This is a genomic window from Psychrobacter sp. 1U2, from assembly GCF_051847575.1.
The window spans coordinates 69,379-94,765 of the sequence record NZ_JBPYDC010000001.1 but is presented as its reverse complement, the minus strand read 5'-3'; the positions used below and the strand labels follow the sequence as shown (position 1 = coordinate 94,765).

Here is a 25,387-nt window from a genome sequence, read left to right as displayed (position 1 = left end):
TGATAATAGCTTCAGATAGCTGGTTGAATTTATATAAGCAATATCTGTGCCAAAAATATAATACTGTTTCTTTAATACAAACAAAGATGAGGCATTTGATTACATGATGCATTTTTACAGACAAAGGCTAGATAAACACCTAAAAAGCGATAGATGGTATCGAAAATCGGCTAAGTGGTCAGATGTAAGAAGGTTGGTAACATTTTTGGATAGGTAATCTGCATAAAACACTAAAACCCCAATAGATGGGGTCTTAGTCGTAGTAGTATTATGAGTGATTGTTAGTAAGCTAAGAGCCGTTACTAAGGATTAGTATTGTTAGTTGTACCGTATTTGGTATTAAAGAATAGAGTCGCTTTTGTAGGTGATGTTGTTGTAGGTTTTACTAAGTTAAATTTATTAGATACGATTGTGCCATTTTGTCCATAAACTGGTGAAGGACTACTGGAGTTGTAAACTGTATCAGGCACACCTAATGGGCGTGATAGATTAAAAACAGACAATACAGGTTCAGTTTGTAGCTTATCAGTAATCTGAATGTCCTGTAAATCTACGTGTCCTCGATTATAAGCTTCTATTCTATAGGCTATGCATTTTCCAGGGTCGATATCAGATACAGGTTGAATGCTAAAACCATTGGTTGGAGAGTCTGGACTTGGATTAGCAGGTATACTATTAAAGTTTATTGAATCAGAACAAGTATGTACATATTGTGATTTTATCAATACTAGAGATGCATTATTAGCTTTAACCTCACCAAAGTCTAAATTTCGAGAGCCATTACTTTCAGTTTTGTAATCAAGAAGTCCATTAGTTAAATTTATTTCACGAGTGTTTGGTGTAGTATCGATGCTATATTCCCAATTAGATGGTTCTACTTGCACGACACAAACTTTTTGAGACGATAACGCAGCGATGGTACTTGCTGGTACAGTGAATCTGTATTGACCTAATAATAAACCTGAAGGAGGTGATTCTGGTATGTTCTGAGCCGTAGTACCTACAATATTTGTACCTCCATTGGAACCGCAGTTTGTCAAACGCACTTGAAGACCGCTAGCGCCAATGCCTGACTCTATATTGTTGTCGCTGCTGTCAAAGATACCGTTGAAATAGTTAGCGTTGCCAGTAAAAGTCGTAGAAATATTTTGCCTAGTACTTGTACTAGAGGAAATTCCGCCGTTGTCGTTAAACACAAAGCCAGTAAAGGTGTAAACAGATGGGGTATTGGTAATCGTACAAGTGATTTCGTCACCGTAATCTAAATTTGAGAGGGTAAATGAAGCACCATCACCTTTAGGCATGACTGTCGTACTATTAGTTGTCGCATTAGTACATTTGTAGCTTGCTTTATAGTTGTTGATATTACCTTCGTTCGTTTCAGGTGATAGGCGCTCAGTGATGGTATATTGCGTAGCCGGTTGTAGCGTCAAAACACTACCAATGGCATTGCCAATATCATTGCCATTTCCGGTGGTCGTGAAGGATGCTGGAGAGTTGGCAGTATTCGGACTTAAAGTACCGCCAGAGACTTCGATATTAAACTGATCAGCATCATTAACGCGATTACCAGTCAGCACCTTTTTGACTACGACTTTTGGCGGTGCTAAGCAGAAGTAAAAATCAGAGTAGCCTACAGCATGATAACTGTCGTATTGATTAAAGATATTTTTATGCTCTAATCTAAGAGGAGTGTTAGCAGGGGTATAGTCCCAAGTAGCATCAATAGTACAATTATTGACACCACTGTTCACACTACAATTTAGTCCTTTAATGGCACTGACTACATCTCTATTAGCGTTAATAGTATGAAATATATCATTAAATGTAAGTTGTCCTCTACTAGTAGAGACATCAATTTCCTCAACATAGGGAACTTGATTAACATTGGTAATAATGGTACTTGTCGAATCAATATCTTGTATTTTGTACCCTATTTTGCTAACAGGGCGGTTTACACTGATATCTAAGGTATGATTGGTTTTTACGCCAACGGAGTTATGTTGCAAGTTGATCGCCGCAACGCTTACAGCATTTGACGGTTGATAAAAAGGTGGGGTGTTCCCTCCAGTGCTGTTTATGTCTAGTAGTGAAGGAAATTCAATCTTAAATGTCTTAGTACCTGAAGGCTCACTGTTGTTGAAATTAAATGTCTGTGAGGTGCTACCATTAGTATTCCAACCTAGGGTTTGAGTTCTAACTAAGGGAGTCGCCGTCCTATTGGCTCCTAAGTAATACATCTTGTGGTCAGCTGGGCAAGTGGCTGGAACCGGAGTGCCGCCTAAACTATTTGAGAACGTAACTGAATTAGTGTCAGAAGCGCTTTTAGTAGCAATAGTCTGGTGGCTAATAGTTGCTGTATTAGTAATGTTTGAGTTAGAAGTAGCCGTCACTCTCGTTGGAACTTTTATACTAAAGCTTTGGCCCACTGCTAAGCTTGCTATATTGAATCCACTAGTACTTTCTAACTGATCTTTGGTTGGTGCTGTCGTACAAACATTGTTTGTATCACTGGCATCACAAGTGATATCATTGGTGCCGGTGAGTTTGTTGAGACCATTAGCTACCGGATCTTTTAAAGTAATATTGGATATTGTTGTATTACCCAGATTGGTAACCTTAATAATATAGTCAGTAATACTGTTAGTATTGACGCTATTAACTCCATCACTTTTAGTAATTTTATAATCGGAAGGCACGTAACAGTAACTATCTAAACGAAACTCAAATCTTCTACTAGTAATAGTTCTATTACTTTTCAAGTCTGTATATACCAGTGTTACTGACTTCACAGGCTCATCGAAAACTACAGAACCTTGACAGTCTGACTGAAGGCTGCCCGTACAGTTGTCGTCATCTGGGGCGCTAGGTAATCTTAGTCCTGATGAACTTCCAATAACTTTAGAGTTAGGTATATTTTGAAACGTACCTGTAATCGGAGCACCACTCTGTGGGATGCCCGTTATTTTTACGTTGTCGTCCCAAGAACCACTATTTACAGATTTATCGATATCAAAAGCACTCATTGCGACTTGATCTAAAAAAACAGTCTGATTGTTTGAGCTATTTTGAAACTCTAGCGTTATTGCAGTACTTGGCGTTCGAGTACTAGGATTACCAATAAAGCTTATGGCTTGTGGAGAACTTCCATATAGAGCAGGAGTACTGTTAGTCGCGCCTTCATCAGAGCTCGTAACGCTCATCTTGATTTTTAAAGGTATATTAGCATTCGTACTGCCTGTAGACGTTGTTTGACTGACTACGTTTTGATAGGTTCTATTCGTAAAGCTACTAATAAGATTGCTATAACTGCCATTACTTAAAAAACCTTTAGTCGAGTTTGCAGGACAAGTAAGACTTGAACCTGGATTATTTTCTATAGCAAAAGCCGACCCACTAACCAAAGAAAATAGTAATAATCCTACTATAATGAACATTTGTTCTAAGAACCTACGATATGAATAAATATCGATAGCTTTTAATATTTTATGATACTGACGCATATTGTCACCTTAAATAAATTTATTTATTCGATATTTTCTATGTAGGTAGCGCGGTTCTTACAAACTAATTTCATTAAAAATCATAATCGAGCTGTTTCTATAGGAAGCATCAAAATTTCCGACAAACGGTAGAAATATAAAGATAGAAGGAAATAAAAATGAAACTATGTTCACTATAGTGTAGCTTGTACCTAATCTATAAATAGGCAACTTTCTATAACTTTGCGATAAGCGGTTAAATAAGCCGATATAGTAGTCGTGCAAATATTGCTCAATACAATTACCGCAATAAATATGCCAAAATTAGGTGCGCTACATAATAATCGTGATCGAATATTAGCTAAAAGCCTGTAAATAAAGGGGTCTATCGTTTATATAAGCTCAGGATTGATATGTAAAGATAAATTGCTTTGATAACCTTTTGTTATGTTAGAAAGAATGAGCTCTTACCAATATTTGTCATAGCAAAGATGTATAGAGGCAGTTTAGTCGCATTTCTTATCTGGTCGCTAATAAAAAGCGCTCAAAATTGTCATATAGATTCACTGAATAAGGATAAAATAACGAACTTATGTTCTTTTTATCGACAGATGAATGGCAGAGCGAGTAGGAGAAAGAGGTTTATCATCTAGTACCGCTAGCTCTGATAGCGCTATTTTTCTAAAAAATGCTTAGCGTATGGGTATTTACTAATAGCCATAAACATTTAGTACATAAGCGCCTATAATAGAGGTCAGTGATTATATGTAAACTGACTTTAAGATTAGAATTCTTATCAAACCGATCGACAAAGTCACTCTCATGCTAACCTCGCATTTAAACTCAAATCAGTAAACAGTACCCTTAAGCAGCACAAGGAAGTTGCAAAATTATCTGTTTCTTCATTATTTTAATGAATAACGGTTATACATAAAGTAATATAGATACCTTAAATGAAGGCTTTAACATTGCTTTCTATAACTCATAAATCTCACCCTTGCTTTTAAGCGACATAACCTATCCTGTCGTAAACAGGAACTACTCATAAAAAGGACAAATAAAGATGAATTATTACAAGGATGCCGATAGCACCGAAACACAGGAATGGCTAGATGCGTTTGAATCGGTGATTAAGCATGCCGATAAAGACCGTGCTCAGTTTTTATTAAAAGCGCTCTATAATATGTCGGTACAAGAAGGCTTACCGTTTAACCGTTTGGACACCGCTTATATTAATAGCATTGCTGTTGAAGATGAGCCGATGTATCCCGGCGATTTGGGAATAGAGCGTAAGATTCGAGCGCTCATTCGCTACAACGCGCTAGCTATGGTGATGCGCGCTAATAAGAACGACGATGATTTGGGCGGTCACTTAGCGACATTCGCTTCTAGTGCGACGCTTTATGAGACGGGTTTTAACCACTTCTTCCGGGCGGCAAGCGATCACTTCGGTGGCGATATGATCTATTATCAAGGTCACTCCGCGCCCGGTATTTATGCTCGCTCTTATCTAGAAGGTCGCTTGAATGAGGATCAATTAGAGAATTTTCGCCGTGAAGTGGGTGGCAAAGGCTTGTCAAGCTACCCGCATCCTTATTTGATGCCGGACTATTGGCAGTTTCCAACAGTGTCTATGGGTCTTGGCCCCATTATGTCCATTTATCATGCGCATGTGCATCGTTATATGGAAAACCGCGGCTTGCTTGAGTCGGAAGGTCGCAAGATTTGGACCTTCTTAGGTGATGGTGAGACAGATGAGCCAGAGAGTTTAGGCGCTATCTCCCTTGCTGGCCGTGAAAAGCTTGATAACCTCATTTGGGTGGTCAACTGTAACTTGCAGCGTCTTGATGGCCCAGTGCGCGGTAATGGCAAAATTATTCAAGAACTAGAATCGGTATTTCGCGGCGCCGGTTGGCACGTTATCAAGGTTATTTGGGGTGGTCAGTGGGATAATCTACTCGATAAAGACGAAACTGGTGTGCTCAAACATCGGATGGAAGAAGCGGTTGATGGCGAATATCAGCTATACGAAGCGCGTGATCCAAGCTTTGTCCGTAAAGAGTTTTTTGGCAAATATCCCGAGCTTGAGGAGATGGCGAATGAGCTATCAGATCAGGATATCTCCCGCTTAAACCGTGGTGGTCACGATCCTGTAAAAGTCTACGCCGCTTTTAGTGAAGCCATGAAGACCAAAGGTCAGCCAACCGTGGTGTTAGTCAAGACCGTCAAAGGCTATGGCTTATCCACTCAAGCACAAGCGGTAAACAAATCGCATCAGATCAAAAAACTCGATCATGAGTCGTTGATGTATTTCCGTGATCGTTTTGATCTGCCGTTTACTGACGAGCAATTAGAGACGCTGCCTTTTTATCGGCCAGAAGAAGACTCGGCGGAGATGAAGTATCTAAAAGGTCGCCGTGAAGCGTTAGGCGGACATCTGCCTAACCGCCGTAGTGGTCATATCCCGCTTAATATTCCTGATTTATCTATCTTTGATCGTGTGCTTAAGGGCAGTAAAGGCAAAGAGCAATCAACGACGATGGTGTTTGTGCGTCTGCTATCGGCTATGCTAAAAAACAAAGATATCCAAGACCGCGTCGTGCCTATCGTTCCTGATGAAGCGCGTACTTTTGGTTTAGAAGGAATGTTCCGTCAGTTAGGGATTTATTCGGCTTCTGGACAGAAATATACGCCAGAAGATAGCGAAGCGCTCATGGGCTATAAAGAAGCGATCGATGGCCATATGCTAGAAGAAGGCATCAACGAAGCGGGCGCGATGAGTACTTGGATTGCACTAGCGACCAGCTATTCAGTCAATGCTCTGCCGATGATTCCGCTTTATATCTACTACTCGATGTTTGGTTTTCAGCGCGTCGGTGATTTAGCTTGGGCGGCAGGCGACTGTCAAGCGCAAGGCTTCTTACTAGGCGCAACCGCCGGCCGTACTACGCTAAACGGCGAGGGCTTACAGCATCAAGATGGTCATTCACAGATTTTATTCGGCGTAGTGCCTAACTGCGTCACCTACGATCCGTGCTTTGGTTATGAGCTAGCCGTCATTATGCATGATGGTCTGCGCCGGATGTATGGCGAGGGTGAGCGCGTCTATTATTACTTAACGCTGATGAACGAAAATTATGAGCAGCCAGCGATGCCAGAAGGCTGCGAGGAAGGTATTAAGCGCGGGATGTACTTGCTTGAGGATAATGGTTCAAGCCAAGTGCAGCTATTAGGCTCAGGAGTAATATTGCGTGAAGTACAAAAAGCGGCGCAGATCCTTAATGATGAATTCAATATTACCGCTAACGTCTGGAGCGTGACCAGCTTCAACGAGCTGACTCGTGATGGCATGGCCTGTGATGACTACAATCGCTTGCATCCTATGCAAGAGGAAGAGAAGGTCTCTTGGGTGACAGAGCAATTAGCCCCGCATGAAGGTATCGTCGTGGCTGCCACAGATTATATGCGTAATTATTCTGAGCAGATCCGAGCTTGGCTACCAGATAACCGCCCGTATATCACTTTAGGTACGGATGGCTATGGTCGCTCAGATACTCGCGAGCAGCTGCGTAGCTTCTTTAACGTTGACGCCGCTCATATCGTGGTGGCGACGCTCAAGCGCTTGGCAGACGAGGGAGAGGTTGAGATGCGCTTAGTCAAAGACGCAATTTCAAGCTTCGGTATCGAAGTCGATCAGCCGCCTGCTTGGCAGCAACAGCCCCATTATGATCATTTCCCAGATGCACCTGCACCTGATAACGTCAATCCAAATCCTGTTCCTGATTTTGTCGGTGAAGATGATGATGAAATCTCTAGCGAAGGCCGCGCCGAAGATCAAGCCGATGCCGAATTGCTAAACGATGATGACATCAAAGAATAGCCCACAACTATGTGACGATATAATAAGGAGAAATTAGGATGGATATTAAAGCCCCCGATTTAGGTGTTGAGAGCGCCGAAGTCAGTGAAATCATGGTAGCAGTCGGTGATGTGATCGCTAAAGACGATAATATTATTTTATTAGAGTCTGACAAAGCGTCGTTTGAAGTGCCTAGCTCTGCTGCTGGTAAAGTGAGCAAAATCAGTGTTGAGGTCGGTGATCAAGTTAGCGAAGGAATGGTGCTCATTGAGGTCGATAGTGACGCTGATAGTGAAGCAGCTGATGAGCCTGATGACAGCTCTAAAAATGAGCAGAAACCGTCTGAAGCTGATACAGAAGACAGTAAGTCTACAGAAGCTGAGGACGCAAAGAGTGAGCAAGCGCAGCAGACAAAAGATAATGCTGATGCTTCTGAGCCTAAGAAAAATATCGGCAGCGCGACGACTCACGCTTTGCCAGACTTAGGCGTTGAAGAAGCGCAAGTGGCAGAGATTATGGTCAGCGTTGGTGATAAGGTCACTGCTGATGACTCTATCTTACTCATCGAGTCTGATAAAGCCTCAGTCGAAGTGCCCGCACCCGAGTCCGGTACGATTGAGAAGATCCTCGTACAAGCAGGTGATATGGTCGCAAATGGCCAAGATTTTATCGTGATTATCGGCAGTAACGCTGATACATCTGATACTCCGGCCGCGGATAATCAAGCATCTGAGCCTGAGAATTCCAAACCACAGGAGTCAGAAGGTGAGTTAAAACAGCCGCAGAAGCAAACAAGTGGTGAGCCTAAGCAAGCCGCATCGCCATCAAAAACGGATGCCGCTACGGATAGTAAAGCTGCTTCAAAAAGCGCAAGTAATAAACTGACCGAAGCGCAAGTTAATGAAAAGCTGACTGAGGTTTACGCAGGTCCTGCCGTGCGTAAGCTTGCGCGGCAATTAGGCGTAGATATTACCCAAGTATCCGGCTCAGCGCTGAATGATCGTATTTTAAAAGAGGATCTATTTGCGCATGTGAAGAATAGCTTGACCACGCAAAAAGCGGCAACGAATAGCGGTAGTGCAACGCAGACAAGTCTACCAAGCTTGCCGGATATGAGTAACGTAGAGATTTGGGGCGAGACTGAAGTAGAAGATCTAAGCCGTCTGCAAAAAGTCTCGATTCCGCAGCTCAATTACAATACTTACTTACCGCAAGTGACGCAGTTTGATCTGTCTGATATTACCGAAACTGAAAAGCTACGCGGTGAGTTAAAAGGCGGGATGAAAGCAGAAGGTATCGGTTTTACGATTTTGGCCTTTATTGTCAAAGCCACCGCTTATGCTTTGACACAGTACCCTCGTTTTAATAGCCATTTGAGCGATGATAATACGCAACTTATCATCCGTAAGACGGTCAATATGGGCATCGCAGTGGCAACCGATGACGGTCTTATTGTGCCAGTAATTAAAAATGTACAGGACAAAGGTCTTAAGCAAATTGCTATCGAAATCGGCGAGCTAGCCGGTAAGGCCCGCGACAAAAAGCTTAGCACTAAAGACTTGCAAGGGGCGAGCTTTACGATCTCCAGTCAAGGTAATTTGGGCGGTACAGCCTTTACGCCATTGGTAAACTGGCCACAAGTGGGTATTTTAGGCGTCTCCGAGGCAAGTATGCAGCCGCGCTGGAATGAGAGTAAGCAAACTTTTGAGCCGCGTCTGATGCTACCATTATCATTATCATATGATCACCGGGTGATTAATGGCGCTGATGCGGCGGTGTTTACCCGTTACATTACCACCTTACTAGCTGATCCACGCCGTATCTTGTTATAGTTAGACGCTAATGAGTATTTATTAGTATTTTTAGAAGACCGTCTAAGGACGGTCTTTTTTATGCGGGTTGCTTTTATAAAACCAATTCAAACTCTAGCTATAGCCGATCCACTATAAAATAAATACAGTAGCACTCTGCTATAGCTGTACAATTTTTATTTAGGATTCACTATAGTAATTTGTTTAAATCTAAAACACAAAAGAGCCAGCAACTAAGCTGGCTCTTTCTAACGTCTTTGGTAGGACAGACTGGCTATCTTAGAACTGTTTAACGAGTGCTACGCCATATACCCAAGGGCTAATGTCGATTTCACCAATATCATCACCATTTAAAGTAGCATCAGTTTTTATATCCATGTAGCGCGCATCAATACGGAAAGACTCTGTTGGTGCAAATGGAATGTCTAGACCGATATGTCCTGCAACGCCTACGCTATCGTCGAGGTCTAAATCAGCGCCACTGATATTTACTCTTTCTTTAAAGAAAGTTGTGTAGTTGACACCAACACCAACGAATGGCTTGATGTTCATTGGCATATTGTAGCCATCAAAATGGTACTGTACAGATAAAGTAGGGGGGAGATGTTGAGTTTTACCTTCGATCTCTACTCCAGCGGCATCAGTTAAAGTAAAGTCATGATGAAACGGAATAGCAGCTAGTAATTCAATGCCGACGTTGTTCGCGACAAAGTACTCACCACTGACAGTAGGGCGGATATCATCGTCAACTTCTACAGATAATGTATCGTTCGCCAGCGAACCATTGTCACTTTTTGGGTCAACCATGTGAGCGCCTGCAGCGACAGACCAAGTACCAGCAGGTACAGCAAAGGCAGAAGTCATAGTGAGGGCAGTAGCAGCAGCTAAAACTAGGGATTGTAGTTTCATCATTTGATCCTTGAGAGAATTAGTAAGTATCAGCGTACGACTGGTGAGGGATGACACCAGTTCTGATATCCTATGTAACAGTGATAAGATAAAGTGTTTATCTTGTATTTATTATAATATAAAAACCCTACAAAGAGTAGTGAATTAAAATATTCTAGCAATATATTATGCGTTAGAGACAGGTTCTCGAAGGATTTATACGAGTATTAAATATAAAAATAGCAAAAACAAATAGATGATGAGGGTAGAGAAATAATGATGCTCAAGAGATTGAGATAAAGTGCTGTTAGAGATTTTGAGATAAGGAGGGAGGTATGACAGGCTATTGTAGTAATTCGCCGCTTCGTTGCAGCAAGGCGATGTCAATGAGGATCTTAAATGAGACGAGTAATAGCTGCCCTCAGTGCGGTCTAACCTTAGTCTCTGATAGTAGTAATAGCAGCTCGTTTATAGAGCAGCGCGCGCTACAACTAGGTTTAGTTATTATAATCATATTGCTGCTGGCGCTCATTTATAGCTATTATGCGCTATCGATATAGGCAAATTGTCTTTGTTAGTTCTGTGGATTCGTTATCCTATATCAGCTTCCATAAGCTTTGAGGATCTTATAAGCTCACTACTTTTAATTAGAATAGTCGCTATTTTTCATGAATTTGTTTTGTTAAATATCAGCTGAGCGTTTAGAGTGGTAAACTTTATAATTCGTAACCTCTCCTCTTTATTTAATTATCGCTCTTGTTAAAAGGATCAGCATGGCCTTTCATCCCATTCGGCAATTACGTCATTTCGTTTACAATGTGTTGCAAAATGATGAACATGACACGCTATTTAGCCGTAGTGTTGATTACTTTTTAATTTTCTTGATCATGGCCAATGTCACAGCAGTGATTGCTGAGTCTGTTGATCAATGGTATTACCCTTATCAGGAGTATTTTACTTTATTTGAAAACTTCTCAATCGTGGTGTTTTCGATAGAGTATTTATTACGTTTGTGGAGCGTCGCTGAGGCCAAACCCGATAATACGACTTGGCGTCAACGTTGGGAGTGGCTAAAAAGTCCTTCTGCTTTAATCGATTTGGTTGCGATTGCGCCGGCCTTCTTAAACTTCTTTGTGACTATCGATCTGCGCTTCTTAAGAATACTGCGCTTATTCCGTATTTTGAAGCTCACACGCTATTTTGCTTCAATGCGTATTTTGCTCGTCGTTATCAGTAAAGAAAAAGGCTCATTCCAAGCGGTCATCTTCATTTTAATCATTATGATAGTGACAGCATCCAGTGGTATCTATTTGGTTGAGAATCACGCGCAGCCAGAGGAGTTTGAGTCAATACCCAAAGCTATGTGGTGGGCGGTTGTGACTTTAACGACGGTCGGCTACGGGGATGTGACGCCGATTACCAACGCCGGTAAAATACTAGGCGCTATTATTACTATCTTAGGGGTAGGTTTGGCGGCGCTACCGGCAGGTATTTTGGCAACAGGTCTTGCTAACGAGCTGGCTCAGCGCCGTGATGAGCTAGAACAAGACTTTCGCGAGCAGCTGATTGAGAGTGATTTTGATCTGGTACAAAATCAGACGATGATCGACAAAATCCGCCGCGAGTTGGGACTTGATAGAGAGCAAGCGCAAGATATTGTGCTACAAGTGTTGCGTGAGCAGGAGCTTGAGCGCCGAGAAAAAGAAGTGTCTAAAGCAAAAAACTTCTGCCCACACTGCGGAGAGTCGTTACGCTAACGGCTACGTAGCGCGTTAAACACCATGACAGTTTTACATCTAATTATCTATATCTAAAGGCTAGATGTAGTCGGCTGAGCTATCGGTAGCGCGCGGGCTAGTTCGTGAGCAACTTGCTGCGCCAATTTTTCGATGTCTTCAGCGTTTAAAGGCAGCTGTTGTACCGTCAGATACCAATCGTCCACCTCACGGCGCAAGTTTGCGACCCAAAGTCCGTAGCAGTCGCGTGGCAGATGTTTAAGATCGACGGTAAAAGCTCGGTTGTATTCGTCGTCACTCAAATGCATCTCACCTGCTTCTACGCCTGCAAGCGGTTGTTCATTGTAGGAATGGGCAATCATAGCCACGTGGCGAATATGAGCGGGAATGTGATCTAAATATAGGCGGATTTGTTCTTGATCTAGTGGCGCATGATAAAGGGCTTGCTCACCGCGATCTTTGCCATTTAAGCTATCGCCTTGATGCCGTACTGACTCCGCTTTATCACGCAGCTGCTTGAACCAAACGATGTCATCTATGACACAATTATTATCATAGAGCACGCAGGCGATATCGACATCGATAGCTTTATCATTTTGTTTGAGCCGTTTTTTCAGTCCGGTTGCTTTTGGCGGAGTGAATTGATAGTTCATCGCAAAAAACAATCTATCCGTAGCGAAACCAAGAGCACTTAAGCTCTCTGATAAAGGCAATGATGGGGTAGAGGCTGACATAAATTTCCTTCAATAACGGCAGTTTAAGATTATAGTTTTAGCTGATTAGGTTTGTTCTAATAGGTTGAGCTTAATAGCTTATAGCGGATTATGAGTCTTTCCTAACACCACTTCATGCAGAAGATCAGGTTTGGCAGCCAGTAAGCCGTCACCAAAGCCGCGCAGCCACCAGACCAATTGCGAGGTCATATTGACGGTAGCGTTTACGCTCAAAGTATCGTCATCATTGATAGTGACGGTTTGATCTTCACTCAGCTGGCTTTCAGTCAAACTTTTACCCGCCCGTCTAGTGAAGGTCAACTCAACAGCGGTATTTTTGCCATGATCGGGCAACTGACTGAGCAAAGGATGAGTAAAGCCCATACCGCCAGCATCTAGATAGCTATCTAATAAAAAATCCTCAGGCGTTACAGCACTTGTCTCTAGGATCTCAACGCTCGCAAAACGATGCAGAGCAAAGGTACGAATAATGAGCTCAGGGTCATCCGTGCGCGTTGCCAGCAGGTAGATAATAACCCCGCGCTGAATAATGGCGATAGGGTTTAAAATGTATTCGCTAGCCTCATTTTTATTGCTACGCGTATAATGAGCTTTGATTTGTTGTTGATAAAATAGGGCATGATAGATGTTATCTTTACTCTCTATGTCAATAGGTGGCGCGATTAGCGGCTGAGTAGCCGGCTCAATACGCACCCGGTCGATCCAAGAGTGGGTGACTTTGCTATTTTTTAGCTGTCGCCGTGCTAAATCAAACCAAGGAAACAGCTCATCTAAGATAGCAGGTGGTAGCAGCTGGGTCAGATTGGCTTCGACCATATTGAAGGCGACCGCTTGCGATAGGTTCATATGCGGTAAGCTCTGTAATGGCGCATCATCGCACCAGCGCCAGCCTTGCGGATTGGCGTTGTTCTTCTCAATGGGAAAGCGCTTGGCCAAGGCGTTGAGATCACGCTGCACGGTACGCAAGCTAATATCAAATCCGGCTAACTTTAGCTGCTCATAAATATGAGTCGTACCGACCCAGCGATTGCGCTGAAGCTGTGATAATACTTGCCACTGACGCGCGGTGGTGGCGGCGCCATGACGGCTAGCTACCGAGTCAAGCGCTGCCTCTGATGCAAGATCGCTAGCTACATCGACAGATTCAGAATCGGTCAGTGATTGTTTCATATTCTTTATGATGTCGGTCGCCTGAGTATTTTGCGCAGTCATTGGCTGATAACCTATATAAAGTCAGTTTGGATATCTTAAGATTAAAGCTTTAGCCCAATATCGTCATGAGTATCGGTACGAGTAACAGCAAGAGTCTCAATATAGACTATAGGCTTAATCTGTCTTACTTGCTTGAATCAATACGCTTTAATTAAAGTGTTTTATCATCGCAGAAAACGTCACTAGCGTCTAGGGACGATTGCCAATCTTCATCTGCTTCAAACGGCTCGTCGCTTATTTAGTGGCTGTCATAGACATCGCTATCTTCATTATCGTTATGCTCTAAATCTTCTTCTGCTTGTCTAGCGTTGTTATTATCGCTATCACCTTTTTTGTTAAGTTCGTCACGGCGCTTGTTTGCCTTTTTTTGACGTTTGGCTTTGCGCTTTTTTTTGGCTTTTTTGTCGGCCTTTTTATCTTCGATCAGCTCATCTGCCGCTTGGCTCTCATCCCAGGATATAAGCCGCCTTAAGATTTTGCCAAATAAAGTATCTTTATGATAGCGACCTTTTTTATTGAGAGTGTCAATCGGTAGGCCGGTCATCAAAGTGAGCGCTTCATTGATAGTACGCACGCCATAAACGTAGAAGCTACCAGCTTCGACCGCTTTAATAATATCATCACGCAGCATCAACTGATTAATATTGGCCATAGGAATGACCACCCCTTGTTCTCCTGTTAGCGCTTGCTCGCGGCAAGCATCAAAGAAGCCGGCAATCTTGGCGTTGATGCCGCCAACGGCTTGCACTTCGCCCAACTGATTCATCGAACCGGTAATCGCAAAGGCTTGGTTAATAGGGACGTTGGCGAGCGCTGATAGTAGCGCACAAGCCTCGCTCACGGTGGCGCTATCGCCGTCGATATGAGCGTAGCTTTGCTCAAACGCTAGTGAGGCGCTAAAGTTCAGCGCATGATGCTGACTAAAAAGCGCACGTAGATAGCTGGTCATAATCAGCATACCTTTAGCATGTAAGCTGCCGCCTAGATCGACATCGCGCTCGATATCTAAGATATCTCCTGCGCCAATATTAGGCTGAATCACCGCCGTCAACCGTGCAGGCATACCAAACTCACTATCGGCGTAACTGACGACGGTTAGCGCGTTGACTTGCCCAACCGCTACTCCCTTCGTTTGAATCAGCTGCTGACCGTTTTTTAACTCATCCCAGTATAAGTCGCGCAGGTAGCCTGAGCGTTCATCCATGTCGCTAATGGCTTGCTTGACATGCTCAGCGCTGACGATTGTTTCATTAACGTTTCGCTGCGTAGAAGTTTCATGATCTAAGCGCGCATGACGATGGGATTCATGCAGCAGCTTGATCAAGCTATCACTGTGTAAGCTAAGCCGGTTTTGATCTTCTGCTTGTAAGCTCAAATGCTCCAGAAGTGCCGCTTGTGCGTGACTATCAAAAGGATAAAGATTGGCATGATCGATAATATCGGCCATCTTCGCGACTAGCGCGAGCTCATGCTCTTGACTGCGAATGACGTCGTCATGAAAGTCCGCGCGCACCTTAAATACGGCATCAAATTCCGGCTCTAGCTCTAATAGCTCATAATATAGATCCGCTTCACCCAGCAAGATAACTTTGACATCGAGATCGATAGGGGCAGGCGCTAAGGATAAGCTACCGGTTAAGGTTAGCATCTGCTCAAGGCTTGAAAGCTTGATTTTACGCGATTGTAGCGCGCGTTTGAGACCTTGCCAAGCATAAGGATGCTCAAGCAAGTGACTGGCCTCTAACAGTAGATAGCCGCCATTAGCTCGATGTAGCGCGCCGGCACGAATCATGCTGACATCGGTTGTCACCGTCCCTAACTGAGTGACTTGCTCCACATGACCGAGTAGGTTCAAATGAGTCGGCAAGTCTTCAAATATCACCGGCGCGCCACTATTAGGCTGATGATTGACCATAACGTTGACCGCATAACGACTCGGCGTGGTGGCCAGTAGTGCGGTAACAAACTCCTCATCATCACCATTTACGATGTGCGGAGCGTGAGCGACCATATCTGTTAACAGCGCTTGCAAATAGTCAAGCACGGATGTTTGGCTTGCAAATTGCTCACGTACCTTAGTAAATAAAGGCTGCAGCGCCCGCTGGGCGATATCACGGTGTAGAGTTTCAATCGTGTCGTTGGCTTCATCTTCTAATTGTTCTAAGGCGATGGTCAGCTGATTAAAGCGTTTTTGCATGTGGTTTTTGTGAGTGAAATGACCTTTGTTATTTTCGGCTTGCGTAGGCTTGCTGGGTTCATTTTCTTCTGCATCATCAGCGCGGCTTTCGGCAGCTGCTGATAATTGACTAGGGTGCACAAATACCGCTTTATTATCCGAGGCGCGAAAGCTCAAAGCTAAGTCATATTGTTTGCCTTCAGCATTTAAGGCCTCGTAAGCATGGCTTTCTTTTTCGTGAGCGGCATTTTTTATCGCTTCGATTTGGCTTTGATAGTCGTCGCTACGAAAGCGCTGACTGAGACGTTTTTTGGCCTGTAGCCATAAGCTATTGACTTGTTGTTGCAACTGCTTAGCTTGTCCTGCCGGCAGACGCAAAGACAAAGGCGTACGCGGATCGGCAAAATTATGGACATAGACCCAATCATTAGGCGTGGGATCTTTTGCAGCGATTTGCCGTAATAAGCGGCTGATAATGGTACGTTTGCCAAGCCCATTTTCGCCAGCAGCAAAGACATGGTAGCCACTAGCGTCAATATCTAGCGCAGTCTGCAAGGCTTTGAGGGCGCGCTGCTGACCGAAGCCGATATCTAAGGGGGGCGCACTGCGAGTATCTTTAGGCAAGGGGTTAGCCTGAGTGTAACGCTTCAACTGCTTGGTATCGATCAGGCAGCGCTGTTTGGTTTCAGCGAATACAGGATGGGGAGGTGTTGATGCTTTATCCTCATCATGATTTTTATGATTTGAGAGATGCGATGGTTTGCTAGCAGCAGTGGACGGTTTGATCATAAGGTATAGTAATCATCTAGATAAAAGAAATTTGGTGAATAAACGGTGTAAGGCGTAAAAATGATAAGTGGCGAAAGGAATCATGACTAACAGAACTAAATATAAGGTAGATAGTATAAGATGACCAAGATTGAAGCAATCTATAACTATTCAAGCGTTGAGGTGCATGATAAAATAATCGGTTCAAATAAATAATGGATAACGTGTTATATGTCAGCTTCTGCCACTTCCTCGTCCGCTAGCCCTACCATTGACCCTACTGGATTTGCAAAGCTTGGACCGCAGTTGCCGCTACTGGCAGGTATCTTGGCACAGTCAACTGAGCAGTTATCTTTAACGCTAACCCATACCCAGCAGCGCCAGTTATTATTATACTTAGACCAGCTTTTATTATGGAATAAAGCGTATAATCTGACCGCCATCACCGATCCTGTCGAAGCACTCACCAAACACGTTATCGATTGTTTGGCCATTATAACGCATTTACCAGCCGGGGATTTGTTGGATATCGGTACGGGCGCAGGCTTGCCAGCGGTGATTATTGCCATTTGTCAGCCTGAGCGTCACTGCACAGCGCTCGATAGCAATCAAAAAAAGATTCGTTTCATCAGGCAGATCAGTAGTGAACTTGACCTGAGTAACGTGCAGCCTATCGCCGCTCGTATTGAGGCGCATGAGGCACAATATCAGGTGGTAACCTCGCGGGCTTTTGCCAGCTTAACAGATTTTGTATCAGTGGCGCAGCCGCGGTTAGCGGAGCAAGGCTATCTATGTGCGATGAAAGGTAAAGCGCCTAGTGCCGATGAATTATCAGCTCTAAAGCCAACATGGCAGATAAAAACTATCAAATTAACCGTGCCTCGTTTGGATGACAGTCGACATTTAATTGAATTATCCAATAAAAGTGTCTAAGCTGTCGCCACTTTGTGTATGATAAAACAGCCGTTATCAAGATAAGGCAGCATAGTTTACTAATAACAGCTTGGCGATATTTGGTGAATATTACCTTACCGTCAAGACTATATTAAGATAAAAAGTTTGATATAAATATCAGTAATAGACCTAATAAATTGAGTGAGTGTATGGAAATCATAGCCATTGCGAATCAAAAAGGCGGCGTAGGTAAAACTACGACGGCTGTGAACTTGACCGCAAGCTTAGCCGATAAGCGTAAGCATGTTTTGCTGATTGACTTAGATCCGCAGGGTAATGCCACTACCGGTACCGGTCTGCATAAAAACGAGCTTGAGCTGACCATAGCAGATGTGCTGCTCGATGGCGTGTCGTTACAAGAGGCAATCGTTAAAAGCCCAGCAGGGTTTGATGTCATCGCGGCAAATCGTGAGCTGGCTGGTATGGATATTACCTTGATGGGTCAGACCAACAGCCATGAGCTGCTAAAATCAGCACTGAGCGACTTAGTCGCAGAGCAAGCGAATCAACAAAGCCAAGCTTATGACTATATTATTTTGGACTGTGCGCCAAGCCTAAATCTTTTGACGGTGAATGCGTTGGTGGCTACAGATGGGGTGATTATCCCGATGCAGTGCGAGTACTATGCGCTCGAAGGTTTAGCCGATTTATCACAAACGATTGAGCGCTTGACTGAGCTGAATCCTAAGCTGCATATTCGCGGCGTCGTGCGCACCTTATTTGATGCGCGTAATACTCTAGCCAATGACGTTTCTCAAGAGCTAGATTCGCACTTTGGCGATATCATGTACCGCACCCATATTCCAAGAAATATTCGTTTGGCAGAAGCGCCTGCGCACGGCATACCGGTATTGGCTTACGAGCGTTGGTCCAAAGGCGCTAGAGCTTATCAAAAGCTTGCTGACGAAGTCATCGAGCAAAGCAGTTAAGACTGCAAAGTCGTTAGAGATAAACAGTCGTTAGAAATAAAGATTTAAAACATTTAGTCTTGAGCAGTATTTTTGTAAATGATGGCATCGAAAAAGAGTGTATCGGTGTCTTCATTATTATCATTTGGTTTTTATTGTAGCGTTAGAGGATAAGGAATCATGGCGAAAAAACGAGGATTGGCTGCCAATCGAGGTTTAGATGCCTTATTAGGGTCAATAAAAAAAGAAAAACAAATCACCGCCTCAGCATTGCAAGATGACATGGCAGCGCGCGCCGTTAATGTTGAGAACGATGTCGCCAATGAGGACCCTGCAAGTGATAACACTGCTCGCAAAGATCAGAGTGCTACAACTCTTACAACTGATGATGTGACGGTCAATAAAGTGGCAGCGGCGACGAAATCTATAGCCGCCAATCAAGATAATGCCTTGCAGTCAACTAAACGATCGGCGCGTGCTACTCGTAACACTGCTAAAACGCGCAATCATAAATCTCGCGGTAATGAGCAGGATAACACAGCGTCCGAAGATCAAATCAGCTTAGTACAAATAGATGTCAAGCGCTTACAAGCGGGCAAATATCAACCGCGCCGCGATATGAGTGAGACGGCGCTAGCAGAATTGGCTTCTTCTATCGAGCAGCATGGCGTCATGCAGCCCATTGTGATAAGACCGCTACTCGCCAACGAAGATAAAAGTACAGATGAAGTCACCCATGAAATTATCGCTGGTGAACGCCGTTGGCGCGCCGCTAAAATGGCAGGTAAAGCCGTTATACCAGCGATAGAGCGCGCCTTGTCCGACGAGCTTGCTATAGCGCTGGCTTTAATCGAAAATATTCAACGCGAAGATTTGTCCGTTATCGAACAGGCAGCAGCACTTCAGCGCTTTCATACTGAATTTGGTATGAGTCATGCCATGATCGCTGAGGTAGTAGGGAAGGCGCGTACGACGGTATCTAATTTATTACGCCTCAATCAGCTCCACGATACGGTCAAAGACCATCTCTCAAATAGCGCGCTCGATATGGGTCATGCGCGCACGCTTTTGGCTTTGTCTTCCAAGCAGCAGCCGATCATCGCCCAAAAAATTATTGATGGGAATATGACGGTACGTGAGGCAGAAAAGCTGGTCAAGTCTATTTTGCAGCCTACCCAAAACACGAAGCCTAAAGACGCCTCGCAGACACACGATGTCGAGCGCCTGACCCAGCGTTTAACAGATGCGCTAGGGGCAGAGGTTAAGCTCAAACACAAAAAAGGCGGTCAAGGTAGCGTCGAGATATTCTTCCACAATCAAGATGAGCTGACCGCTCTAATCAAACATTTAAATGTGCAAAGCTAGTCTTTGTTCTAGCCTCTAATGCTGTCATTAATAGTTCCTAGAAGCTATCTGGCAAATAAAGCTCAGTAAAAATCTCAAAAAAAAGAGAAGCCTTATGTGGGAGTTGGTAAAAGCAGGCGGTTGGTTAATGATGCCCATCGTCGTCTGTTCAGTCGTGGCGCTTATAATCATTATAGAACGTAGTAGTACTTTACAGTTCAGTAAGGTAGTACCGATAAAACTGCGCGAGCAGCTGATCAATCGTTTACGCGAGAATGGTACTATCGGGCGCACTCAGCTGGTCAATGTCAAAGAAAAAACCCCGCTAGGCGACATATTGGCGACCGGCTTGCTCTATCGCCAGTATGGGCTTGACTCTATGACCATGCACATGCAAAACCGAGCGAGCGTGCAGATTCATCAATTAGAAAAAAACATCAATATGCTCGGCACTATAGGGGCTATAGCGCCGCTATTAGGCTTATTAGGTACCGTGCTAGGTATTATCTCTTCATTTTTGGCCATTACCGATGGCGCTATGCAAGATCCGACCTTGCTGGCCGCTGGCGTCTCACAAGCGCTGATTACTACTGCTGCCGGTATGATTGTCGCTATACCGGCGCTGGTTGCCTACCGCTACTTTCAGCGGCGTATCGTTGATATTAACGCCCATTTTGAGACTGAAGCGGGGCTGATGATCCAAGAGCTTTACGATTATAAACTGTTAAATGTCGCTCATGACTCAGCTTATGATTCAGCATTATTAGCAGCGAATAAAGCTGGAACAGAGCGTTCTAATCTCTCACATAGCGATGACCATCCTTTACACCAATCTTTTAGCTTAGAGTCTTAGTTAAAGATTAGCTCAAATACTGAAATATTCACACTACTTAGCACTATCAAAGAGATTGCTATGCGTTTTAGAAAGCCTACTGTCGAGCCGCTTGAGATTAATCTGACGCCAATGATTGATTGCTTGCTCTTTTTAATTATATTTTTATTACTTGCGACGTCGTTTAATCACTTCAGTCGTCTAAATATTATCTTGCCTGAAGCAGAAGGCGTTGAAGTAGTAGAGCAGCAAGAGAGTATTGAGGTGGCGGTACAAGAAGACGGCAGTTATCTAGTTAATGGCATAGCGCTTGCCAATAGCAATGCAGCGGAGTTGACCAGTCTGCTTCAGCAAGAGGCGGGAAGTAATCGTCAGCTGTTATTCGTGATTGCTGCTGATGCAAATGCTACTCATCAATCAGTAGTACAAGTGATGGATGTCGCTGGCAAACTGGGATTTTTGAATATTAACATCAGCACCGTCGTCCCTTTAGGTCAACCGCTACCGCAGTAGAACACTTAAGACTACAGAGATAAAGTAAGCGCTATCAATGAGTGATTAGAACACTTATCCTGAGTTTTTTATCTTTCATACCTTGGATCTGAAGTCTTTTGCAGACATAGCTATCCTCTCCCTCATGATGGTATACTTTGTCGCAGTTTTCAGCCGCTCTCGTAAGAGTAATTCATTTTGTTTTAACTTGGGGCTTTTATGAGCCAATCTCGCCTATCACATACCAATAATAAGGCTAAAGCTAAGCCTGAGCGAGTAGCACCGCCCAAACATAAAACCTTACTGCGGCTACTGCGTTATTTAAAGCCATATTGGTGGGCGCTATTACTGACTATCGTTGGTTTTGCCATTAATGCGGCTACCGAAATTTGGATCGCGAAGCTACTGCAGTACATCACCGATGCTATCAATCAAAACGATCAAGCCAAACAAAATTTATTTCCTTTACTGATCATTAGCTTATTCTTCGTGCGCGGCGTAGGGAGCTTCTTAGGGAACTATTATTCAGCGCTAGTGTCCAGAAACTTAGTTTATGAGCTGCGAGTACAAGTTTTTAATAAGCTTTTGCGGCTACCAAGCTCGTTTTATTTGGCCAATCCTGCCGGCACTATCTCTTCAAAGCTTATCTTTGATGTTGAGCAAGTCACTGCTGCCAGTACAGACTCTATGAAAACCTTATTACGCGATGGTCTGACGGTTGTGGCTTTGGTGGGTTTTTTACTTTATAGCAATTGGCGCTTGACTCTGATTTTGTTCTTAGTCTTACCGCCTATATTATGGCTGATACGCATCGCCTCTAAGCGCTATCTCAAACTCTCAAAAGGCATTCAGCAAACGATGGGCGATGTCAGCCACATCACCAATGAGGTTATTGGTGGTTATCAGGTGGTCAAGAACTATGGCGGTCAGGCCTATGAATCCAAGCGCTTTGATAAGACTTCGAAGAAAAACCTACGCCAAGGCATGAAAGTCGTTGTGACTAACAGTATTAACACCCCAGCGGTGCAGCTACTGATGGCAATGGCAATGTCTGTGGTGGTGTGGTTGGCGCTGCGTCCTCAAGTAATCAATAACATTTCGGCAGGGGAGTTTATCTCATATATTGCTGCAGCTGGGCTACTAAGTAAGCCGGTACGCTCATTGACAGACGTCAATCAAAAATTGCAAAAAGGTATCGCGGCTGGCGAGTCGATATTTGCCCTTATCGATGAGCCTGAAGAGCAAGATACTGGCACTTTAAACCCAAGGCTCTCAGGTGCTTTGCAATTAGATAAGGTGAGCTTGGTTTATCCTGACTCAACTGTGGCGCTACAAGACTTTAGCTTAGAGGTAAAAGCGGGTGAGACGGTGGCGCTAGTCGGACGCAGTGGCGCTGGTAAATCATCATTAGTCAATTTGCTGACGCGAACACTAGCGACATCCTCAGGTCAGATCACTATGGATGGCATGCCTATTGAAGATATTACTTTAGAGAGCCTACGCTCGCAGATCGCGATGGTCAATCAGCAAGTGGTACTGTTTAATACGAGTGTCTTTGAAAATATCGCTTATGGTAGTTTGGCGACCAAAAGCCAAGCTGAGGTTGAACGCGCTGCCAAAGATGCTTTTGCGCATGATTTTATTATGAAAATGCCGCAGGGCTATCAAAGCCAAATAGGCGCAGAAGGGCTGCAGCTCTCTGGCGGCCAACGCCAGCGCTTGTCGATTGCGCGAGCTCTGCTAAAAGACGCGCCTATTCTGATCTTAGATGAGGCGACTAGCGCCCTTGATAATGAGTCGGAATATTATATCCAGCAAGCGCTCGATAATGTCATGAAAGATCGCACGACCTTAGTTATCGCTCACCGCCTGACCACTATCGAGTCCGCTGATCGCATCGCGGTGATGGATGGTGGGCGTATCGTTGAGATTGGCACCCACGAATCGCTGCTACAAAAGCAAGGCTATTACGCGCAGATGTATGAGCGTGATTTTGAATAGTATGCCACAGCTATATTTCTTTGATTTAGAACAGATTTTTGGCAATAGGGTAGAGGATAATTGTCTCAACGAATATCTGACTGATATGACAAATAAAGAGTAGTGTTAGTGCTATGAAATTAGAGACTCTGATCACTGATGCGTGGCAGCGAAAGGCGCTTTGGCTTTGGTTATTGCTACCGATAAGCGGCTTGTATGGACTGCTAACCGCCGTGCGCCGCAAGGCCTATCAGTTAGGATGGGTGGCCAGCTACCGTGCCCCTGTGCCGGTTATGGTCATCGGTAATATTACCGTAGGCGGTAGTGGTAAAACGCCACTAATTATCAGCTTAGTGCACTATTTACAGCAGCGCGGTATCAAAGTAGGCGTCATCAGTCGCGGCTATGGCGGCGATAGTACGCAAATGCCAACGCTGGTGACTAAAGATAGCCTGCCAAGTGCTGTCGGCGACGAGCCTTGTTTGATCGTCAACACGACTGGCGTCGCTATGGCAGTCTGTCCGAATCGCGAGCAAGCGATAACGACTTTGCTTGAAGCTCATGAGGATATTCAACTGATCATCGCTGATGATGGTTTGCAGCATTATGCTTTGCAGCGCGATATTGAATGGATTGTGGTGGATGCTGCGCGCGGCTTTGGTAATCGCCAGTTATTGCCGGTAGGCTATCTTCGCGAGCCGCTATCACGGCTCAAAGACAGCACTGTCATCTATCACAAAAAACTTGATGATCCGGTCTTGAGCGGTAGCCTGCAAGCGGCGAATGAATTAACCATGCATTTGCAGCCTAGTCCATTAAAGCCGCTACTAGCGCACGAATTAGAAGAAAACGGTACTGACAGCGTCAGTCAGCTAGCCGCGCCGAAACCTGGCAGTAGCGTTCATGGCGTTAGCGGTATTGGTTATCCGCAGCGGTTTTTTGATACCCTAAGTACGCTTGGCTTTAAAGTTATCCAACACCCTTATCCTGATCATTATGATTTTAGCTTGACTGAGCTGTGGCAATATACCGAGCATCCTATTGTAGTCACTAGCAAAGATGCAGTGAAAATAAAAGCGCTATGGCTGCAAAAGCGACAACAACAATCCGCAAGTCGCGAGGAAGCCAAGTCTAATCATGACTGGAATGAGCTAGCTGCTAGGCTTTGGGTATTACCTGTGAGCGCAGAACTATCCGCTGCTTGCTATCAAACGCTAGAGCAACAACTCAAAGCGTTAGGTATCAATACTGCGCCGATAGATAACGCCACTCATAATCTCACTATTCACTAAAATATCAACTGATAGCGCTTGTTTTATCACTTATTATGGAAATCGCTATGGCATCTGCACCTTTTAAGACTCACATTGTCATCCCTGCGCGCTTTAAAAGTACGCGCTTGCCGGGTAAGCCGTTATTAGCGATCCATGGCAAGCCTATGATCCTATGGGTGGCAGAAAAAGCGCAAGTGGCAGATTTTGCAGATGATATGTGTATCGCTACTGACGATGAGCGCATCGCGAAGATTTGTATGGAAGCGGGCTTTGAGGTCGTCATGACGCGTAGTGATCACGCTTCAGGAACCGATCGTTTGGCAGAAGTGGCCACCATTAAAGGCTGGGACAAAGAGGATATTGTTATCAATATGCAAGGCGATGAACCGTTAGTGCCGCCTTTATTATTAGAACAAGTCAAAACGCTACTAGTCAATGATAGCGCTAGCGTAATGGCAACTTTATATGAGCCGATCGAAGATTTTGCCAGTTTTATGCGTCCTTCAGTGGTTAAAGTCGTGAATGCTACCGTGAATCAGCAACAGCGTGCGCTTTATTTCAGCCGTGCGCCTATACCTTGCGATCGTGATCTCGCTTTAGCTATGGCTCGCGATAATCAAGAAGCCTCATCAGATGCCGTATCATTAGATCTAGACTCTAAACCGCCAAAAGAGGCTTATCGTCATTTAGGTTTATATGCTTATAGAGTTAGCCTATTAGAGCAGTTCGTGACGTGGCCGCAGACACCGCTTGAGGTGCTTGAGAGCCTAGAGCAATTACGTATTTTAGAAAACGGTGGTTCTATTGCGATTGCCGCTGCCGCGCTGCAATTACCGGCAGGGGTGGATACGCAAGAAGACTTAGACCGACTCAATGCTATGAGCCTGAACGATTTTCAGCAATACCATAACACATAGGCTTATAAAAGCTGAATAGT

Annotated in this window: 16 protein-coding genes; 11 read left to right on the top strand and 5 right to left on the bottom strand. The window is 44.2% G+C overall.

Annotation, left to right across the window (positions count from 1 at the left end; all coding sequences use genetic code 11):
- Positions 1 to 302 precede the first annotated feature (302 nt).
- Entirely contained in the window at positions 303 to 3,503 is a 3,201-nt protein-coding gene (locus tag ACS8FD_RS00375; RefSeq protein WP_439273914.1) for a hypothetical protein, read from the bottom strand.
- Between the two features lie 1,042 nt (positions 3,504 to 4,545).
- Here ACS8FD_RS00375 and aceE point away from each other — a divergent pair.
- The gene (aceE, locus tag ACS8FD_RS00370) at positions 4,546 to 7,362 is read left to right on the top strand and encodes a pyruvate dehydrogenase (acetyl-transferring), homodimeric type (RefSeq protein WP_439273913.1); all 2,817 of its coding nucleotides are present in this window, start codon (positions 4,546 to 4,548) and stop codon (positions 7,360 to 7,362) included.
- Between the two features lie 38 nt (positions 7,363 to 7,400).
- Positions 7,401 to 9,173 carry a 2-oxo acid dehydrogenase subunit E2 gene (locus tag ACS8FD_RS00365; protein ID WP_439273912.1) on the top strand — a complete coding sequence of 591 codons (1,773 nt, stop codon included), beginning with the start codon at positions 7,401 to 7,403 and terminating at the stop codon, positions 9,171 to 9,173.
- A 258-nt stretch (positions 9,174 to 9,431) separates the two neighbouring features.
- Here the strand turns inward: ACS8FD_RS00365 and ACS8FD_RS00360 are convergent, their stop codons facing one another.
- Complete coding sequence (locus ACS8FD_RS00360) at positions 9,432 to 10,061, bottom strand: OmpW/AlkL family protein (protein WP_439274042.1); 630 nt, start codon at positions 10,059 to 10,061, stop codon at positions 9,432 to 9,434.
- Positions 10,062 to 10,813: 752 nt separating this feature from the next.
- Between ACS8FD_RS00360 and ACS8FD_RS00355 the strand changes: the two genes are divergently transcribed.
- On the top strand, positions 10,814 to 11,797 hold the full coding sequence (locus ACS8FD_RS00355; RefSeq protein WP_439273911.1) for an ion transporter: 984 nt from the start codon (positions 10,814 to 10,816) through the stop codon (positions 11,795 to 11,797).
- Positions 11,798 to 11,850: 53 nt separating this feature from the next.
- Here the strand turns inward: ACS8FD_RS00355 and ACS8FD_RS00350 are convergent, their stop codons facing one another.
- The 3 genes from ACS8FD_RS00350 to ACS8FD_RS00340 all read right to left on the bottom strand — a co-directional run bounded on the left by ACS8FD_RS00350 (position 11,851) and on the right by ACS8FD_RS00340 (position 16,687).
- The gene (locus ACS8FD_RS00350; protein WP_439273910.1) at positions 11,851 to 12,510 is read right to left on the bottom strand and encodes a TerD family protein; all 660 of its coding nucleotides are present in this window, start codon (positions 12,508 to 12,510) and stop codon (positions 11,851 to 11,853) included.
- Between the two features lie 78 nt (positions 12,511 to 12,588).
- Positions 12,589 to 13,722 carry a helix-turn-helix transcriptional regulator gene (locus ACS8FD_RS00345; protein ID WP_439273909.1) on the bottom strand — a complete coding sequence of 378 codons (1,134 nt, stop codon included), beginning with the start codon at positions 13,720 to 13,722 and terminating at the stop codon, positions 12,589 to 12,591.
- A gap of 238 nt (positions 13,723 to 13,960) precedes the next feature.
- Entirely contained in the window at positions 13,961 to 16,687 is a 2,727-nt protein-coding gene (locus tag ACS8FD_RS00340; protein WP_439273908.1) for a Lon protease family protein, read from the bottom strand.
- 210 nt (positions 16,688 to 16,897) lie between these two features.
- On the opposite strand from ACS8FD_RS00340, the gene rsmG reads away from it, so the two are divergent.
- The 8 genes from rsmG (at position 16,898) to kdsB (ending at position 25,367) form a co-directional block, all read left to right on the top strand.
- Complete coding sequence (gene rsmG, locus ACS8FD_RS00335; protein ID WP_439273907.1) at positions 16,898 to 17,599, top strand: 16S rRNA (guanine(527)-N(7))-methyltransferase RsmG; 702 nt, start codon at positions 16,898 to 16,900, stop codon at positions 17,597 to 17,599.
- Between the two features lie 170 nt (positions 17,600 to 17,769).
- Positions 17,770 to 18,549, top strand: a complete 780-nt coding sequence (locus tag ACS8FD_RS00330; protein ID WP_439273906.1) for a ParA family protein — start codon at positions 17,770 to 17,772, stop codon at positions 18,547 to 18,549.
- A 159-nt stretch (positions 18,550 to 18,708) separates the two neighbouring features.
- The gene (locus ACS8FD_RS00325) at positions 18,709 to 19,893 is read left to right on the top strand and encodes a ParB/RepB/Spo0J family partition protein (RefSeq protein ID WP_439273905.1); all 1,185 of its coding nucleotides are present in this window, start codon (positions 18,709 to 18,711) and stop codon (positions 19,891 to 19,893) included.
- 94 nt (positions 19,894 to 19,987) lie between these two features.
- Positions 19,988 to 20,725, top strand: a complete 738-nt coding sequence (locus tag ACS8FD_RS00320) for a MotA/TolQ/ExbB proton channel family protein (RefSeq protein ID WP_439273904.1) — start codon at positions 19,988 to 19,990, stop codon at positions 20,723 to 20,725.
- 60 nt (positions 20,726 to 20,785) lie between these two features.
- Positions 20,786 to 21,217, top strand: a complete 432-nt coding sequence (locus ACS8FD_RS00315; protein ID WP_439241058.1) for an ExbD/TolR family protein — start codon at positions 20,786 to 20,788, stop codon at positions 21,215 to 21,217.
- Between the two features lie 198 nt (positions 21,218 to 21,415).
- Positions 21,416 to 23,197: a lipid A export permease/ATP-binding protein MsbA gene (gene msbA, locus ACS8FD_RS00310; protein ID WP_439273903.1), complete on the top strand. Its 1,782-nt coding sequence runs from the start codon at positions 21,416 to 21,418 to the stop codon at positions 23,195 to 23,197.
- A 113-nt stretch (positions 23,198 to 23,310) separates the two neighbouring features.
- A complete protein-coding gene (gene lpxK, locus ACS8FD_RS00305) occupies positions 23,311 to 24,468 on the top strand; it encodes a tetraacyldisaccharide 4'-kinase (RefSeq protein ID WP_439273902.1) in 1,158 nt (385 codons plus the stop codon).
- A 47-nt stretch (positions 24,469 to 24,515) separates the two neighbouring features.
- The gene (kdsB, locus tag ACS8FD_RS00300; protein WP_439273901.1) at positions 24,516 to 25,367 is read left to right on the top strand and encodes a 3-deoxy-manno-octulosonate cytidylyltransferase; all 852 of its coding nucleotides are present in this window, start codon (positions 24,516 to 24,518) and stop codon (positions 25,365 to 25,367) included.
- Positions 25,368 to 25,387 lie beyond the last annotated feature (20 nt).